Source organism: Pseudomonas sp. REB1044 (assembly GCF_038813925.1).
Classification (GTDB): Bacteria; Pseudomonadota; Gammaproteobacteria; order Pseudomonadales; family Pseudomonadaceae; genus Aquipseudomonas; species Aquipseudomonas boreofloridensis.
Genome location: NZ_CP046139.1, coordinates 2,840,355 through 2,854,295, shown reverse-complemented (window position 1 = coordinate 2,854,295; position 13,941 = coordinate 2,840,355). Strand labels below are relative to the sequence as shown.

The following is a 13,941-nucleotide window of genomic DNA, read 5'->3' as shown; positions in this document are numbered from 1 at the left end:
CGCTACGCCACTGCCCTGTGTGGCGCCGCAGCGGACTCCTGCGGTTGTGGCGCCTGGCCACGCCGCGTACCATGGCCGTCATTCCCCCTAACAAGAAAAACCGTGCAGCCGCCGCCCTGAACCTCGGGCGGCGCTGTGCGTCCTATCGCTTTGCCTGCGGAGAATGCAGTGGCCTCCATGAATGCACCCCTACCCGAATCCCTACCTGCTCCGGCAGGCGGCGGCAGCTGGCTGAGCGTGATCGCGCTGGCGCTGGCGGCCTTCATTTTCAACACCACCGAGTTCGTTCCGGTGGCACTGCTCAGTGACATCGGCCGCAGTTTCGACATGACCACCGCGCAGGTCGGCTTGATGTTGACCATCTATGCCTGGGTGGTGGCCCTGGCCTCGTTGCCGCTGATGCTGCTCACCCGCAACATCGAACGGCGGCGCCTGCTGCTGCTGGTATTTCTGGTGTTCATCGTCAGCCACTTGATGTCATGGCTGGCGCAGAGTTTTGCCATGCTGTTGTTGAGCCGCATCGGCATTGCCCTGTCGCATGCCGTGTTCTGGGCCATCACCGCCTCGCTGGCGGTGCGTGTGGCGCCGGCCGGCAAGCAGGCCAAAGCGCTCGGGCTGCTGGCGACCGGTACCACTCTGGCCATGGTGCTGGGCATTCCACTGGGGCGGGTGGTGGGCGAAGCGCTGGGTTGGCGCGTGACCTTCCTCAGTATCGCCGGGGTGGCCCTGGCCACCATGTTGTGCCTGATGAAGTCGCTGCCGCTGCTGCCGAGCCAGAACTCCGGCTCGTTGCGCAGCTTACCTGTCCTGTTCCGGCGTCCGGCACTGGTCATCACCTACCTGCTGGTCACCTTGGTGATCACCGCGCAATTCACCGCCTACAGCTACATCGAGCCGTTCGCCCTGCACGTGGCGCAGATCAGTGGCGACCACACCACGCTGGTCCTGCTGCTGTTTGGCGGCGCCGGTGTGTTCGGCTCGGTGCTGTTCAGCCGCTACAGCGATCGCTTCCCCCAGGGCTTCCTGCTGGGTTCGATCGCCTGCCTGGCGCTGTGCCTGCTGTTGTTGCTGCCGCTGGCCGGCAGCTTCACGGCGTTCGCCGTGCTCAGCATGTTCTGGGGTGTGGCGATTCTCAGTTTCAGTCTGGCGCTGCAATCGAAGACGCTGAAACTGGCGTCCGATGCCACCGATGTGGCCATGGCGCTGTTCTCCGGGATCTACAACATCGGTATCGGCGGCGGCGCACTGCTGGGCAGCATCGTCAGCAGCCAAGTGGGCGTGGCCTATATCGGCCTGACCGGCGGCGCGGTGGCACTGATCGGCCTGGTGATTGCGGTGACCAGCGCCCAGCGGTTTCGCCAGGCCTTGGCGGCGCCTACGGCGGCGTCAGGCTCCGCTCAGTAGTGCCGACCACGCCGAGACCAGCAGCACGAGCGCCAGCAGTTGGTTGAACCGCCGCCATTGCGGCGCTGCACCCAGCCAGCGGGCGCTGCCAACGCCGAGCAGCGCCCAGGCGCCCATGCAGGGCAGGGCGACCAGCAGAAATACCAGCGCCAATTGCCATACCGGCCACTGCGGTGCCGCGAACACCCCAATCACCGCCACCGCCATCAGCCAGACCTTGGGATTGACCAGTTGCAGCGATGCCGCGCTGCTCGCGCCGAAGCGCCGGGTAGGCGAAGCTCGAACCGGCTCGCCGGCAGCGCGAAACAACTGCCAGGCCAGCAGACTCAGCCACAGCGCACCGGCCCAACTCATCACCTGCTGCGCCAGTGGATGACGCAGCAGCACCTCACCCAACCCCAGCCCGACCAGCCAGACGATACCGGCCGCCGCCGCACAGGCCGCGAAGATCGGTGCCAGGCTGGCGCGCAGGCCATGTTGCGCGCCGTGGGCGAGGATCAACAGGTTGGTCGGGCCAGGGCTGATGCTGGCGACCAGGGCGAAGAGCATGAAAGGCAGCAACGAGGGCGACATGAGCGAACTCCAGAAAGACCAGTCACCAGGGTGCAGGGTGAGCGCGGTTCAGTCTGGAAGGTTTGAGCAGCGTCGGCGGTAGTCGGCGGGGGTCAGCCGGTAGGCGCGGCGGAACCAGCGCCCCAAGTGGCTCTGGTCGGCGAAGCCCAGGGCCATGGCCACGTCGCTGGGCGTGTCGCCTCGGGCCAGCAGGCGCCGGGCGCGGGTCAGGCGCAACTGGATCAGGTAGGCGTGCGGGGCCAGGCCGAACGCCGCCTTGAACGCGCGCGTCAGGCGGAAGCGGTCGACACCACAGGCCTGCGCCAGGTCGCTCAGGCCGATGTCGCTGCCCATATGAGCGTGCAGGTAGTCCCGCGCGCGCTGGGCGCTCAGCGGCAACCGTGGGTCGGGGTTGAGCCGCTTGCGCCAGTGCAGGTGGCGCGTCAGGCAGGCCAGTAGATCGTCCAGGGCAGTCTGGCGCACGATGCGCAGTTCCCCGCCGTGCAGCGCCTGAAAGGCGCGGCTGGTCGCCCCGGCCAGGCGCGGGTCGGTGCACAGGGTGTCGGCAAACGAGGGCAGGCACTGCGCCGGTGTGCTGTCGAACAGCGCATGCACCTGGTTTTCCAGCCAATGGCTGTCCAGGTACAAGGTGCAGTAGGTGAACCCCTCGTGAGTGGGCGCCTCGCCATCATGCAGATCGCCGGGTTCGAGCAGAAACACCTGTCCCGGTGTGCTGCAGTGGCGCACCCGGCGGCAGTTGAACTGTTGCACGCCCTGTTCGGTGACGCCCACCAGAAAACTGTCGTGCCAGTGCGGGTCGTAGGCGTGGCCGGTGAAATGCGCGCGGACCGACTCGATGCCCGTGTCGGCGTCCTGCTGGAGGTCGATCCAGTTGCTCATGGCTGCGGCTGTCCAGAAGAATGGAGGGTTAGCCTAGCGCAGATGCAGTGCTTGCGCTTAGAACGCCTGTGCAGCGTCTCGGCGCAGACTGCACGCGCTGTTCGTCTAGTCGCTGGGCTGTTGCGCGTTGCAGGGTCGCATCTGCGCGAACCTGTCATAGAGCCACTGGTGCAGCCTCGTCACTGCCGCAGACAACTGCTTGCGGTGGGGGCAGACCAGCACCAGCGGCCGCAGATCCCCCGGAAAGTCCGGCATCAGCACGTCGAGTTCGCCAGCCGCCACATTGGCGCTGACATCCAGCCAGGACTTGAAGGCGATGCCTTCGCCGGCCACCGCCCAGCGCCGGACCACGTCGGCATCATCACAGAACAATGGCCCACTGACCTGCACGGTCTGATCGCCCAAGTGCCACCGATCGAACACCCGCGACTGCTGCAGGTACAGCAGGCAGTCGTGGCGCTTGAGGTCCTCTGGGGTGTGCGGGCGGCCGCGCCGCGCCAGATAGGCTGGCGAGGCCACCACCACTCGGCGATTCCAGGGCACCAGCGGCAGGGCGATGTAGTTGGCGTCTTCCTCGACGCCGTAGCGGATACCGACATCCACCGGGTCGCGGAAAAAGTCGGCCAGTTCATCGGAGAGGAAGAAGCGCAGGTTCAGGCCTGGGTGTTCGCGCCGGAAGGCGCTGAGCCAGGCAGCAGCAGGTTGCGCCCGACGTCCGAGGGCGCCGACACCTGCAGCACCCCGCGCAGTTCGCTGTGGTCGCCATGCAGGCTTTCGCGGCCCTGGCGCAGGGTTTCCAGCACGCTGTGCGCGGTCGGCAGGTACAGCTCGCCCTCGGCAGTCAGGCGCAGGCTGCGGGTGGTGCGGGCGAACAGACGCACGTCCAGTTCGCGCTCCAGGCGCTTGATCGCCGCCGCCACCTGGCCGGGCAGCACACCCGTCTCCTGGGCGGCCGCGGTGAAACTGCCGAGCACGCTGGAGCGAATGAACAGATGGAGATCGTCGAGGCGCAGCATTTTCACTCCAATGATGAAAGTGTTGCTGCATTCTGCCGGTTTTTCTGGATGACAGAAAAGATAAGATACACACCATCACTCTCCCAGACTGGAGCCGTACCGATGGATACCGTCACCCTGGCCAAGCGCCGCTACACCACCAAGGCCTATGACGCCAGCCGCATCATCCCCCAGGCCACTCTCGATGCCCTGCTCGAACAACTGCGCCATAGCCCGTCTTCGGTCAACTCACAACCCTGGCACTTTATCGTCGCCGGCAGCGCCGAAGGCAAAGCGCGCCTGGCCAAGGCCACCGAGGCGTTTGGCTACAACACCGGGAAGATTCTCAACGCCTCGCACGTGATCGTGTTCGCCACCCGCACCTCGATGAGCGAAGCGCATCTGAACGCCGTGCTGGACCAAGAGGCTGCCGATGGTCGTTTCCGCGATGACCAGGCGCGTGTCGGTCAGGACCAGACCCGCCGTGGCTACGTGAACCTGCACCGCTACGACCTCAAGGACGAGCAGCACTGGATGGAGAAGCAGACCTACCTGGCCCTGGGCACCGCCTTGCTCGGCGCTGCGGCCCATGGTCTGGATGCCACGCCGATCGAGGGCTTCGACAGCAAGGCGCTGGATGCCGAGCTGGGCCTGCGCGAACAAGGCTTCACCAGCGTGGTGCTACTGGCGCTGGGTTATCACAGCGAAGACGACTTCAACGCCGGCCTGAGCAAGTCGCGCCTGCCGGCCGAGACCGTGTTCACGTACCTCTGATCGACCGCGCCGGGCCCTGTGTGCCAGGGCCCGGCGCCGCATCGATCAGAAGTTGGCCGGGGTATTGGCGCTGATGATTTCCGCCTCGTCCGGGCCGATGTTCTTGAAGCTGTGGGGCAGGGTGGTGGGAATGTAGTAGCCATCGCCGGCGTTGAGCACACTGACCTGGCCATCGACCCACAGCTCGACCGTCCCGCGCGTCACCAACCCGCATTCCTCGCCTTCGGCGTGCACGATCGGTTCGCCCGAATCGGCGCCCGGTGCGTACAGCTCGCGCAACATGCGCATCTGCCGGCCTTCGACGCTGGCGCCCACCAACAGCATGCGCAGACCATTGCGGCCCAGATCGGGCTGTTCACTGCCGCGAAATACATAGCGTTCTTCGCGCGCCGGCTCATCGAAGCTGAAAAACTCGGCGAGGCTCATGGGGATGCCTTCGAGGAGTTTTTTCAGGGAGCTGACCGAAGGACTGACGCGGTTCTGTTCGATCTGCGAGATCGTCGAGTTGGTCAGGCCACTGCGGCGGGCCAGCTCGCGCTGGGAGAGGTTGTTGCGTTCACGCACCAGTTTGAGTCGTGTCCCCGTGTCCATAGCCGCCTTGTGAAGTGAGTGATCGGAGGTGTCAAAAATAATGGGCAGCGCATTAGAACACACTCTGATCCGCCGCGCGCTTGGCGCGTCAATCGCTGCGCGCAGCAGGCATTGGCCAGAGTCCGACCAGCAGCAACAACGCCGCCACGGCCAGGAACGGCAGGCGTGGATCGAGGGCGTAAACCAGCGTGCCGGCCAGCGGGCCGATCACCGCGCCCATGCCTTGCGCGGCGCTGATCGAGCCTGCCGTGGCGCCTTGCTCGCTCGGCCCCATGGCGTTGGCCGCCAACGCTGAGAACGCCGGGAAGACGAAGCCCATGCCGCCTGCGGCGATGAAGAAGCAGGCCCACAAGGTCGGCGCACTATTGGCCAAGGCAGCTGCCGCAAAGCCCAGGGCGCTGACGCTGGCGCCGACACGAATCATGCGCAGCGGCGGCCACTGCAAACGACGCAGCAGCAATTGCGCGCCGATCAGCGCCACGCCGACCATCGTCAGCGCGATACCGGCGGCCTGGGCGGCATCGGTGCTGTTCAGTTGCAAGCGGTCGAGGGCGAAGAACCCTACGGTGATCTGCGACACGGTCACGCTCAGCATCGCGCTGAAGGCCACCAACAAGGGGCGACGCAAGCGTGGGTCGCCCAGGCGCACCGCACTGGACACGTGGTTGTGCGGCAGCGGCCGAGGCTTGAGCTTGAGCAGCAGGACTACGAAGGCGCAGGCTGGCAGCAGCGACAGGGCGAAGAACGGCAGGCTCAGACTGTAGCGGGCGAGCAGGGCGGCGAGCGCTGGGCCGAGCACCAGGCCGACTGCGTTGGCAGCGCCCAGCAGGGCCATGGCCCGAGCCCGCTGCTGCGGCTCGACATGGTCGGCGATCAAGGCATTGCCGCCCACCGGCAAGGCGGCGTAGAAGGCGCCGATCAAGCCCCGGGCGAGCATCAGCCCGATGAACGCCAGGGTCGCGCCGGGCAGCAGGCGCAGGGCGCTGTCGATGAACAGGCACAGCAACGAGTAGGCCACCGTGAAGCCGGCACTGCCCAGCAACAGGGTGCGCCGTCGGCCCAGGCGGTCGGCTGCCCGGCCCCAGGGGCGGGCGAGCAGCACCCAGACCACGCCGGACACGGTGACCGCCGCGCCGGCCTGCCAGGTGGCCATGCCCAGCAGGCGGGCAATGGGGCCGATCAGCACGACGAAGGCCATCATCGCCATGGTGCAACCCATGTTCGCCAGCAGCAGCGGTCGAAGGTCGAGCGTCTCCCCTGCGCTGTGCGGTGAAGCGGAGGCGGTATCCTGTGCAGTTGTCATCGGTACAGTCCATTGGCAAGTGAAAAAGTCGGCAATAGTAGTAAGAACGAATTAGCCACGCCGACCGTCACATGCGTCAGTCGCCCCGACGCAAAGGCCCAGGCCACATGCTGCGCATCACCCCGTCGCGGCGCACCAGCGCGTGCATCAGTGCTGCAGCGATATGCACCAGAACGGTGGCGAACAGCAGATAACCGGCCCAGCCATGGGCCTGGCGCAATACGGCATACAGTTGCAGGTCATGCGGTGCGATGGCCGGCAGTTGCAGTGGCCGGGGATAGCCGCCCGCCGAGAGCATCGCCCAGCCCAGCAGCGGCATGGCCAGCATCAGGCCGTACAGCGCCAGGTGCGAGGCCGCCGCAGCGAAACGCTGAAGCGGCGGCAGATCGGCCGGTAAGGGTGGGTGCGGCAGGCTCAGGCGCAGGGCAATACGCAGCACCACCAGCACCAACAGCGCCAGACCGGTGGCCTTGTGCAGTTCGATCAGCAGCGGGTGGCGGGTGGACAGGTCGCCGACCATGCTCACGCCGATGAACAGCATGGCCAGGATCAGCACGGCCATGAGCCAGTGCAACGTGCGCGCCAAGGGGTGAAAGGCAGAGGGTTTCATGGGCGGGCTCCTGCGCCGAGGGTTTCACGGCTGCGACGGTTGAACGATTCCGAGTAGGCGGCCGAGCGTGCGGCCAGGATCGGGTCGGCTGAGGGCTGAATGCCGTCGGGCAGGATCAGCGGGTCGAAATTCAGGTCGCGGCAGGCACCCTGTTCGGGCGCATCGACCTGGTCGATCACCAAGGTGCCAGCGTCCACGCTGCGTCGTGTCTCCGGCCACTGACTGGCCGGGTCGTCCACCGCATCGCCGGGCTCGGCAAGGGTCAGGCGCAAGGTCCAGCGCAGCGGTGCCTGGCTCAGACGGTGTTGCAGGTCGTGCTGCAGGTAGAGGTTGTCCTCGACCTTTGCCGGCAGTGGGCTGAAGGGCGTCTGCGCGACCATGCGCCAGCGTACGGCCTGGCGCTTGCCCTGGGCATCGACCAAGTAGAACGCGTTGAGGCTGTTGTAATCGGTGTTGGCGAAGCTGTCGCTCGGTTTGGCGCTGCCGGCCCATTGGCGGAATGCCGCGCTTTCCGGGTGGGCGGCAAAGAACGCCTGGAGCTTGGCCGGGTCCGGCTTGCCGGTGCCGGGTGCCGGACCGCTGGCCAGCACCAGGTCGTAGAACCCCTGTGGATCGCTGACCGCCAGCACCGGCGGGTTGTTCATGCCGGTTCGCCACACCTGGCCGTCATCGCTGCTGAGCTGCACCGCCAGGCTGCGCGTCGGCACGCCGGCGTCGGGGCTGTAGGGGTTGGCGCCGCCGATGGCGAAGCGCCCGATCACCGGCACCCGCGCCTGGCTGAACACCCGTGCCGTGGACAGTGCTTGGGCCTGACCGCTGCTTTCGAACCAGCCGCTGACGCACAGGCCTTTGGCGTGGTTCTTGCGATAGCCGGGGTGATGACCGGCTTGGGCTTCAAAGGTGTCGATGATGCGCTGTGGCGTCAGGCCGGGGCGGCCGATCCAGCCGGCGGCATAGGCGAAACCTGCGCCCAGCGCGGCCATCGTGGCGGCGATGGCCGCCAGGCGCAGGGCCTTGGCCGAACCTTGCAGGGGAGTGTTCATGGTGACGTTCCGGGTCAGTGAATGAGCCGGTATGACGCAGGGCGCGAAAATTTATTCCCGCGACGGGAATAGATTCGTTCCAGCCCCGTCTGATCTTTACACTGACAGCCCACGGGCCCGGAATCCGTTATGCACGACTTGGACGAACGACAATGGCGCGATCTGCTGCAGCGTTTGCGGCGCTTCGCCCTGTGGTTGACCCGCGACAGCGCGGCGGCCGACGATCTGGTCCAGGCCACCGTCGAGCGCGCCCTGGCCCGCAGCGGGCAGCGGCGCGCGGATGAAAACCGCCGGGCCTGGCTGTTCACCATCCTCTATCGGCTGTTTCTCGACGGCAAACGCCGCGAACGTCTGCACGCGCGCTGGCTGGGTTGGTTCGGCCGTGGCGCCCAGGCCGACGAGCCGCTGGGCTACGACACCGAAAGCATCGTGCTGGCCCAGGCCGACCTGCAGGCCTTCGCGCGGCTGCCCAGCGAGCAGCGCGCGCTGTTGCTGCTGGTCAGCGTGGAGGGCCTGAGTTACAAAGAAGTCGCCCAGGCCCTGGCCATTCCCATCGGCACGGTGATGTCGCGCCTGTCGCGCGCCCGCGCCGCGTTGCGCGAACTGACCGAGGGCACGCCTGCATCCCCGGCCTTGCGGAGACTCAAATGACCGACCTGATTCCCACCGAGCACGAGTTGCACGCCTATGTCGATGATCGTCTGACACCTGCACGGCGGGTCGAGGTCGAGGCGTGGCTGACGGCCCACCCGGACCAGGCGGCACGCATCGAAGCCTGGCGCCAGGACGCACGGCGCTTGCGTGCGGCCTTGGCAGGCTTCAGCGACCTGCCACCTAACCCGCACCTGGAGCTGGCGCCCTTGCGCCAACGCCTGGCTCGGCGCCGCCGTCAGCGTCTGGCCTCGGCGGCGGTGCTGGTGCTGGCGTTGGGCTGGGTGGGTTCGGCGGATGGCAAGCCCGTGAGTCGACCTTGTTTGCCGGCCTGCTGCCGATGGCTGATGCGGTCCAGGCGCACAAATTGTTCGCCCAGACCGCGCAGTTGGATATCGCCGCCAAGGACCCGGCGCAGTTGCAAGCCTGGCTGGGTCGCCATTTCGCCCGCGTCGGTCAACTGCCGGACCTGAGCAGCTACGGCTTGCAGCCAGTGGGGGCACGGCTGCTGGCCAATGAGGACGGTCCGGCGGCATTGCTGGTGTTCCAGGATGCCGAGGGGCAGCGCATCAGCCTGTTCCTGCGCTCGCCGGGCGCGCACTACGGGCAGATGCCCAGTGGGCAGCGCGTGGATGGCCAGCTCGAAGCGCGGTACTGGTCCCATGGCGCCTACAACTTCGCCTTGGTCAGCGCCGCCGACGACAGTCGCGGCGAGCCTGTGCGTCAGGCGCTCGGTGTGAGCCTTTAAGTGCGCGTAGGGGTGGGTGACGCCAGCGCTGAAAGCGCTATGCTTGCCGGCATGTCCAGCACACCACCCCTGCGTCAGCCCTGTCCTCCCGGCGCCTGCGATTGCGGCCGCGAGCAACTGCACGGGCAATCGCCCAAGGCCCAGCGCATCCTCTTGCTGACGCGGCAGGAGGAAAAGCGCCTGCTCGAACGCCTGGAGAATCTCAAGAGTCTCGAAGACCTGCAGCACTTGCAGACCAAGCTGTACGAGCAGTTGGGCATTCGTGTGCAGGTGGCGCCAGGCTACAACGAAGTGCGCACCATGCGCGGCTTCGTCATCGAGCTGCAGGACCAGCCGGGCCTGTGTCGCAAGACCCGGCAGGCGATTCCCGCTGCTATTCGCCGGGGGCTGGAGCGCAACCCGCAGGTGGCTTACCGCCTGCTCGATGCCCATGACTTGCTCGGCGGTGGCGGGGACACTCCGGTCTGAGCCTCAGAAGCTCGCTTTGACCTGCAAGCCGACGATCAGCGCGTTATCGATCGCTTTGCCGGAGAAGGCGCCCGGCTCGATGATGTATTGCACATCGGGGCGCAGGTTCAGCCAGGGCGTGGCCTGGTAGCCATAGCTCAACTCGATCAATTGCTCGGCGCTGTCCAAGTCCGGGAAGTTGCGACCGGCCTCGAACGCCGAGGTTTCCAGCACCTCACGGCTGCGCGGGTTGGGCACGGCGCGGCCGTAGCCCAGCGCCAAGGTGTCGCGTGGGCGACCCTCGAAGGGCTTGTACAGCACCACGCCCGCGCCGTACCAGCGGGTGAAGGGCGAGGCCGCCTTGCTCGACGCCGAATACTGCCCGAAGGCATGCAGGCTGCGCCCGGCCGAGGTCGGGTCGTTCCACAGGGCCTGGTCGATCAACAGGTAATGGCCACCGCGCCCGGCCACTTCGCGGTCGCTGCCGATGCGCCGCACATTCGAGCTGTCGTAGTAGTAGCCCAGTTTGTATTCGCCCGGCAGTTCGCCCTGAAGCGTGTACACCAGTTCCACCGGTAGCACGGTACCGGTGGTGTGCTTGGGCCCCAGGTGCCAGGCGCGGCTGGAATTGCCATTGCTCTGCGGGTCGACGTTGAACGCGGCCACGCGCAGTTGCCAGGACGGCGAGAAGTCGTACTTCAGGCGTGCCCCCAAGTGCGCGTTGGGGTAGTTGGTCCAGCCGCTGCCGCCGGACATGTTCAGAGGGTGACCGCAGAAACCGGCGTTCATGAAGTTGCACAGGATGCCGCTGTCCAGGCCGCCCAGGTCGTTGCCCATGGCCATGTAGCCGAGCTTCACGTTCAGTGCCGGGGTGAACAGGCTGCGTTCGTAGCTCAGTTCGGTCAGGCGGGTGTACAGGCCACCGTAGTTTTCCTGGATCGGCAGGCGGTTGCCCACCAGATCCGCAGAGGCGCTGTTGCCACGACGGTCATTGATCGTCAGTTGGACCTTGCCGCCATTGTCCAGGCCGTACAGCTTCGACAGGTCGAACTGCACGCCGAGCTTGACGTTTTGCGAGTAACGCGCCGAGCGGCGCAGGCCGCCATGGGCGTTGTAGGCGGTTTCGCCGCTGTAGTCGCCCGTGAAGCGGATGCCGTCGGCTTCGAGCTGGGAGCGCAGGCCGCCCCAGTCGCCGCTCAGGGTGGTGCGCTGCATCAGGTCGCCGTCGGCCAGGACGGCAGTGCTGGCCAGGGCCAGTAGCAGGGAAGGGGTCATGCGTGTTGCGGATGGCATTGCGGGGTCTCGGGTAGTCTTTCAGGGCCTGTTTGCGGATAAACCCACACCTACAGCCGTTGCGCGACTGCAGGTGCGGGCTCACCCGCGAAACAGGCGCCGCGGTTTCAAGGCAAGGCGTAGGAAATCACGTAGTCGCCACGGTCAGTGGACTGCCGCGCCCCACCGGCGGTGATCACCACGTACTGCTTGCCGGTCTTGGGCGAAACGTAGGTCATCGGCCCGCCCTGGCTGCCGATCGGCAGACGCGCCTTCCAGATTTCCGCGCCATTGCTGCTGTCGTAGGCGCGCAGGTAGAAGTCCTGGGTGCCGGCGATGAACACCAGCCCGCCCTGGGTGGACAGGGTGCCGCCCAGGGTCGGCAGGCCGATCTTGATCGGCAGGTGCATGCGGATACCCAGGGGGCCGGTGTCCTCGACGGTGCCCACCGGCACCTGCCAGGCGATCTTCTGGGTCTTCATGTCGATGGCGGTGAGGGTGCCGTAGGGCGGTGCCTGGCAGGGAATGCCGGCCACCGACAGGAAGCGGTTCTTGTTCACCGCATACGGCGTGCCCTTGAGCGGCACCGCGCCCATGCCGGTGTTCAGTGCTTCGCCGCCGGAGGTGGCCTGGCCTTTGTTCTGCGACGGGATCATCTGGATCCACAGGCCCAGGCGCATGTCGTTGACGAAGATGAAACCGTGCACCGGGTCGGTGGACAGGCTGCCCCAGTTCATGCCGCCCAGCGAACCGGGGAAGCTCAGCGACAGGTCGGTGCCTGGCGCGGTGTACAGGCCGTCGTAGCGCATCTTCTTGAAGTCGATGCGGCACAGCAGTTGGTCATACGGGGTGGCCCCCACATGTCCGACTCGGTGAGGGTCTGCGCGCCGATCTGCGGCATGCCGACCGATTTAGGCTGGGTCGGCGAGTACGGCTCGTTGGGGATGTTGCTCGGCTTGACCGGTACTTCGTCGACCTGGGTCAGCGGTTTGCCAGTGGCGCGGTCGAGCACGTAGATCTGCCCGGCCTTGGTGCCGATCACCACGGCGGGTACGGTGCTGCCGTCGGGCTTGGTGAAGTCGATCAGGCTGGGCTGCATCGGCAGGTCGAAGTCCCAGAGGTCGTTGTGCACGGTCTGGTACACCCACTTCTCGTTGCCCGTGGTGGCGTCCAGGGCCAGCACCGAGGCGCCGTAGGTGTGGTCGAGCTTGCTGCGTTCTACGCCGTAGATGTCGGTGGACGAGGAACCCATCGGCAGGAACACGGTGTTCATCGCCGGGTCGTAGGACATCGGCGCCCAACTGTTGGGCGTGCTGCGCACGTAGGTGCTGCCGTCGGCCGGGGCCTGGCGGTCTTGTGGGTTGCCCGGGTCGAAGGCCCAGCGCATCTGCCCGCTGATCACGTCGAAGCCACGGATCACGCCGCCGGGCATGTCGGTCTGGACGTTGTCGGCCACGCGGCCGCCGACCACCACGGTGGTGCCGGCCATCAGGGGGGCCGAAGACAGCTGATAGTAGGAGTCCGGCACGTCGCCCAGGCCGGCCTTGAGGTCCACTTGGCCGTTGTTGCCGAAGCCCTGGCAGAAGGCGCCGGTGTCGGCATCCACCGCAATCAGGCGGCCGTCGATGGTGTTGGTCAGCAGGCGGCGCTGGCAGTTGGCGCCTGCCGGTACGCTGGCGACAGTGACCGGCGTGCTGTTGGGCTGGCTCGGTTGGGCGGTCGGCACGGTGGCGTCGAAGTAGGCCATGCCACGGCAACGCTGCCAGACTTTGGACTGGGCGTTGATTTCGTTCTTCCACAGCTGTTTGCCGGTGTCGGCATCCAGCGCGATCAGGTTGTTGTGCGGGGTGCAGATGAACACCTTGTCGCCGACCTGCAGCGGGGTGAGCTGGTCTTCGGCGCCGTTGCCGTCGCTCACGGCCACGTCACCGGTGTGGTAGGTCCAGGCGACCTTGAGCTGGTCGACGTTGCTGCGGTTGATCTGGTCCAGCGCTGCGAAGCGGCTGCCGCCTTCGGTGTTGCCATAGTGCGCCCAGTCTTTCTGCTCGGTGCCTGGCTTGACGGCGGTCAGGCCCGGACCGTTACCGGTGGGGGCGACACTGGGGTGAGCGACGAACATGTTGCCGGCAGCGATGACCACCGCCACCGCCAGCACCGCCGCCACGCCGAACGCGCCACGGCCGGCGCGGGCGCCAGCGGCGCTCACCAGCAGCGGGTAGATCAGCGCCACCACGACGCCGATCACGGCGAACATGAACAGACGCGAGAACAGCGGCCAGAACACCAGGCCGACGTCAGCCAGTGCCCAGATCAGGGTGCCGATCAGGAACGCCGCGTACAGCCAGGCGCCCGCAGTCTTGCGGCGGGCGATCAGCAGCCCGGACAGGGTCATGGCCGCGCCGCCGATCAGGAAGTACCAGGAACCGCCCAGGCCGGCCAGCTTGATGCCGCCGGCGGCCAGCAACAGGCCGAGCAGGGCGATGATCACGCCCAGTCCTAGGAGGATGAAGGTTGATGCGCCGCAAGCGCGGGGTGAGTTGTTCATGCCAGGGATCTCGCAGGTGGAATGTGCGAAGTCTAAGCCCTTAGCAAGCTAATTAACAAGTTGGTACATTTTGCTTTGTGACGGATTGTCGCAGGGCTGGTAGGCG

General features: G+C 66.5%; 11 protein-coding genes and 3 pseudogenes. 5 read left to right on the top strand and 9 right to left on the bottom strand.

The genetic code is table 11. The features are described from left to right. The first annotated feature begins 177 nt into the window (after nt 1-177). Nucleotides 178-1,404, top strand: a complete 1,227-nt coding sequence (locus tag GKC70_RS12955; protein ID WP_295485319.1) for a sugar transporter — start codon at nt 178-180, stop codon at nt 1,402-1,404. Here GKC70_RS12955 and GKC70_RS12950 read toward each other — a convergent pair. The 3 genes and pseudogenes from GKC70_RS12950 to GKC70_RS12940 all read right to left on the bottom strand — a co-directional run bounded on the left by GKC70_RS12950 (nt 1,387) and on the right by GKC70_RS12940 (nt 3,872). After that, a complete protein-coding gene (locus GKC70_RS12950; protein WP_342648868.1) occupies nt 1,387-1,977 on the bottom strand; it encodes a LysE family translocator in 591 nt (196 codons plus the stop codon). The genes GKC70_RS12955 and GKC70_RS12950 overlap by 18 nt on opposite strands. Nucleotides 1,978-2,025: 48 nt before the next feature. Then, a complete protein-coding gene (locus GKC70_RS12945) occupies nt 2,026-2,856 on the bottom strand; it encodes an AraC family transcriptional regulator (RefSeq protein ID WP_342648867.1) in 831 nt (276 codons plus the stop codon). Nucleotides 2,857-2,961: 105 nt separating this feature from the next. Then, nucleotides 2,962-3,872, bottom strand: a pseudogene (locus GKC70_RS12940) (LysR family transcriptional regulator). A 102-nt stretch (nt 3,873-3,974) separates the two neighbouring features. Here GKC70_RS12940 and nfsB point away from each other — a divergent pair. Beyond that, nucleotides 3,975-4,625, top strand: a complete 651-nt coding sequence (gene nfsB, locus GKC70_RS12935; RefSeq protein ID WP_116888110.1) for an oxygen-insensitive NAD(P)H nitroreductase — start codon at nt 3,975-3,977, stop codon at nt 4,623-4,625. 45 nt (nt 4,626-4,670) lie between these two features. On the opposite strand, the gene GKC70_RS12930 is transcribed toward nfsB, so the two are convergent. From GKC70_RS12930 to GKC70_RS12915, 4 genes are all read right to left on the bottom strand, one after another. Then, a complete protein-coding gene (locus GKC70_RS12930; protein WP_039577429.1) occupies nt 4,671-5,216 on the bottom strand; it encodes a cupin domain-containing protein in 546 nt (181 codons plus the stop codon). A gap of 88 nt (nt 5,217-5,304) precedes the next feature. After that, nucleotides 5,305-6,519: an MFS transporter gene (locus tag GKC70_RS12925; RefSeq protein WP_342648866.1), complete on the bottom strand. Its 1,215-nt coding sequence runs from the start codon at nt 6,517-6,519 to the stop codon at nt 5,305-5,307. A 76-nt stretch (nt 6,520-6,595) separates the two neighbouring features. Next, entirely contained in the window at nt 6,596-7,129 is a 534-nt protein-coding gene (locus GKC70_RS12920) for a cytochrome b/b6 domain-containing protein (protein ID WP_295485305.1), read from the bottom strand. Continuing rightward, a complete protein-coding gene (locus GKC70_RS12915) occupies nt 7,126-8,172 on the bottom strand; it encodes a catalase family peroxidase (RefSeq protein ID WP_342648865.1) in 1,047 nt (348 codons plus the stop codon). The genes GKC70_RS12920 and GKC70_RS12915 overlap by 4 nt, the downstream gene beginning before the upstream one ends. 129 nt (nt 8,173-8,301) lie before the next feature. Here GKC70_RS12915 and GKC70_RS12910 point away from each other — a divergent pair, with 129 nt between their 5' ends. The 3 genes and pseudogenes from GKC70_RS12910 (at nt 8,302) to GKC70_RS12900 (ending at nt 10,039) form a co-directional block, all read left to right on the top strand. Then, nucleotides 8,302-8,823, top strand: coding sequence for a sigma-70 family RNA polymerase sigma factor (locus GKC70_RS12910; RefSeq protein WP_039577439.1), 522 nt, complete (start codon nt 8,302-8,304; stop codon nt 8,821-8,823). Next, a pseudogene (locus GKC70_RS12905) lies at nt 8,820-9,571 on the top strand (anti-sigma factor). The gene GKC70_RS12910 and the pseudogene GKC70_RS12905 overlap by 4 nt, the downstream one beginning before the upstream one ends. A 51-nt stretch (nt 9,572-9,622) precedes the next feature. Next, the gene (locus GKC70_RS12900; protein WP_342648864.1) at nt 9,623-10,039 is read left to right on the top strand and encodes a hypothetical protein; all 417 of its coding nucleotides are present in this window, start codon (nt 9,623-9,625) and stop codon (nt 10,037-10,039) included. Between the two features lie 3 nt (nt 10,040-10,042). Here the strand turns inward: GKC70_RS12900 and GKC70_RS12895 are convergent, their stop codons facing one another. Continuing rightward, complete coding sequence (locus GKC70_RS12895; RefSeq protein WP_342648863.1) at nt 10,043-11,311, bottom strand: carbohydrate porin; 1,269 nt, start codon at nt 11,309-11,311, stop codon at nt 10,043-10,045. Between the two features lie 107 nt (nt 11,312-11,418). Further along, nucleotides 11,419-13,835 (bottom strand): annotated as a pseudogene (locus tag GKC70_RS12890) (glucose/quinate/shikimate family membrane-bound PQQ-dependent dehydrogenase). Between the last annotated feature and the right edge of the window lie 106 nt (nt 13,836-13,941).

Coding starts and splice junctions, on each gene's coding strand:
- GKC70_RS12955 (WP_295485319.1), top strand. CDS start 178: ATGAATGCACCCCTACCCGAATCCCTACCTGCTCCGGCAGGCGGCGGC.
- GKC70_RS12950 (WP_342648868.1), bottom strand. CDS start 1,977: ATGTCGCCCTCGTTGCTGCCTTTCATGCTCTTCGCCCTGGTCGCCAGC.
- GKC70_RS12945 (WP_342648867.1), bottom strand. CDS start 2,856: ATGAGCAACTGGATCGACCTCCAGCAGGACGCCGACACGGGCATCGAG.
- nfsB (WP_116888110.1), top strand. CDS start 3,975: ATGGATACCGTCACCCTGGCCAAGCGCCGCTACACCACCAAGGCCTAT.
- GKC70_RS12930 (WP_039577429.1), bottom strand. CDS start 5,216: ATGGACACGGGGACACGACTCAAACTGGTGCGTGAACGCAACAACCTC.
- GKC70_RS12925 (WP_342648866.1), bottom strand. CDS start 6,519: ATGACAACTGCACAGGATACCGCCTCCGCTTCACCGCACAGCGCAGGG.
- GKC70_RS12920 (WP_295485305.1), bottom strand. CDS start 7,129: ATGAAACCCTCTGCCTTTCACCCCTTGGCGCGCACGTTGCACTGGCTC.
- GKC70_RS12915 (WP_342648865.1), bottom strand. CDS start 8,172: ATGAACACTCCCCTGCAAGGTTCGGCCAAGGCCCTGCGCCTGGCGGCC.
- GKC70_RS12910 (WP_039577439.1), top strand. CDS start 8,302: ATGCACGACTTGGACGAACGACAATGGCGCGATCTGCTGCAGCGTTTG.
- GKC70_RS12900 (WP_342648864.1), top strand. CDS start 9,623: ATGTCCAGCACACCACCCCTGCGTCAGCCCTGTCCTCCCGGCGCCTGC.
- GKC70_RS12895 (WP_342648863.1), bottom strand. CDS start 11,311: ATGCCATCCGCAACACGCATGACCCCTTCCCTGCTACTGGCCCTGGCC.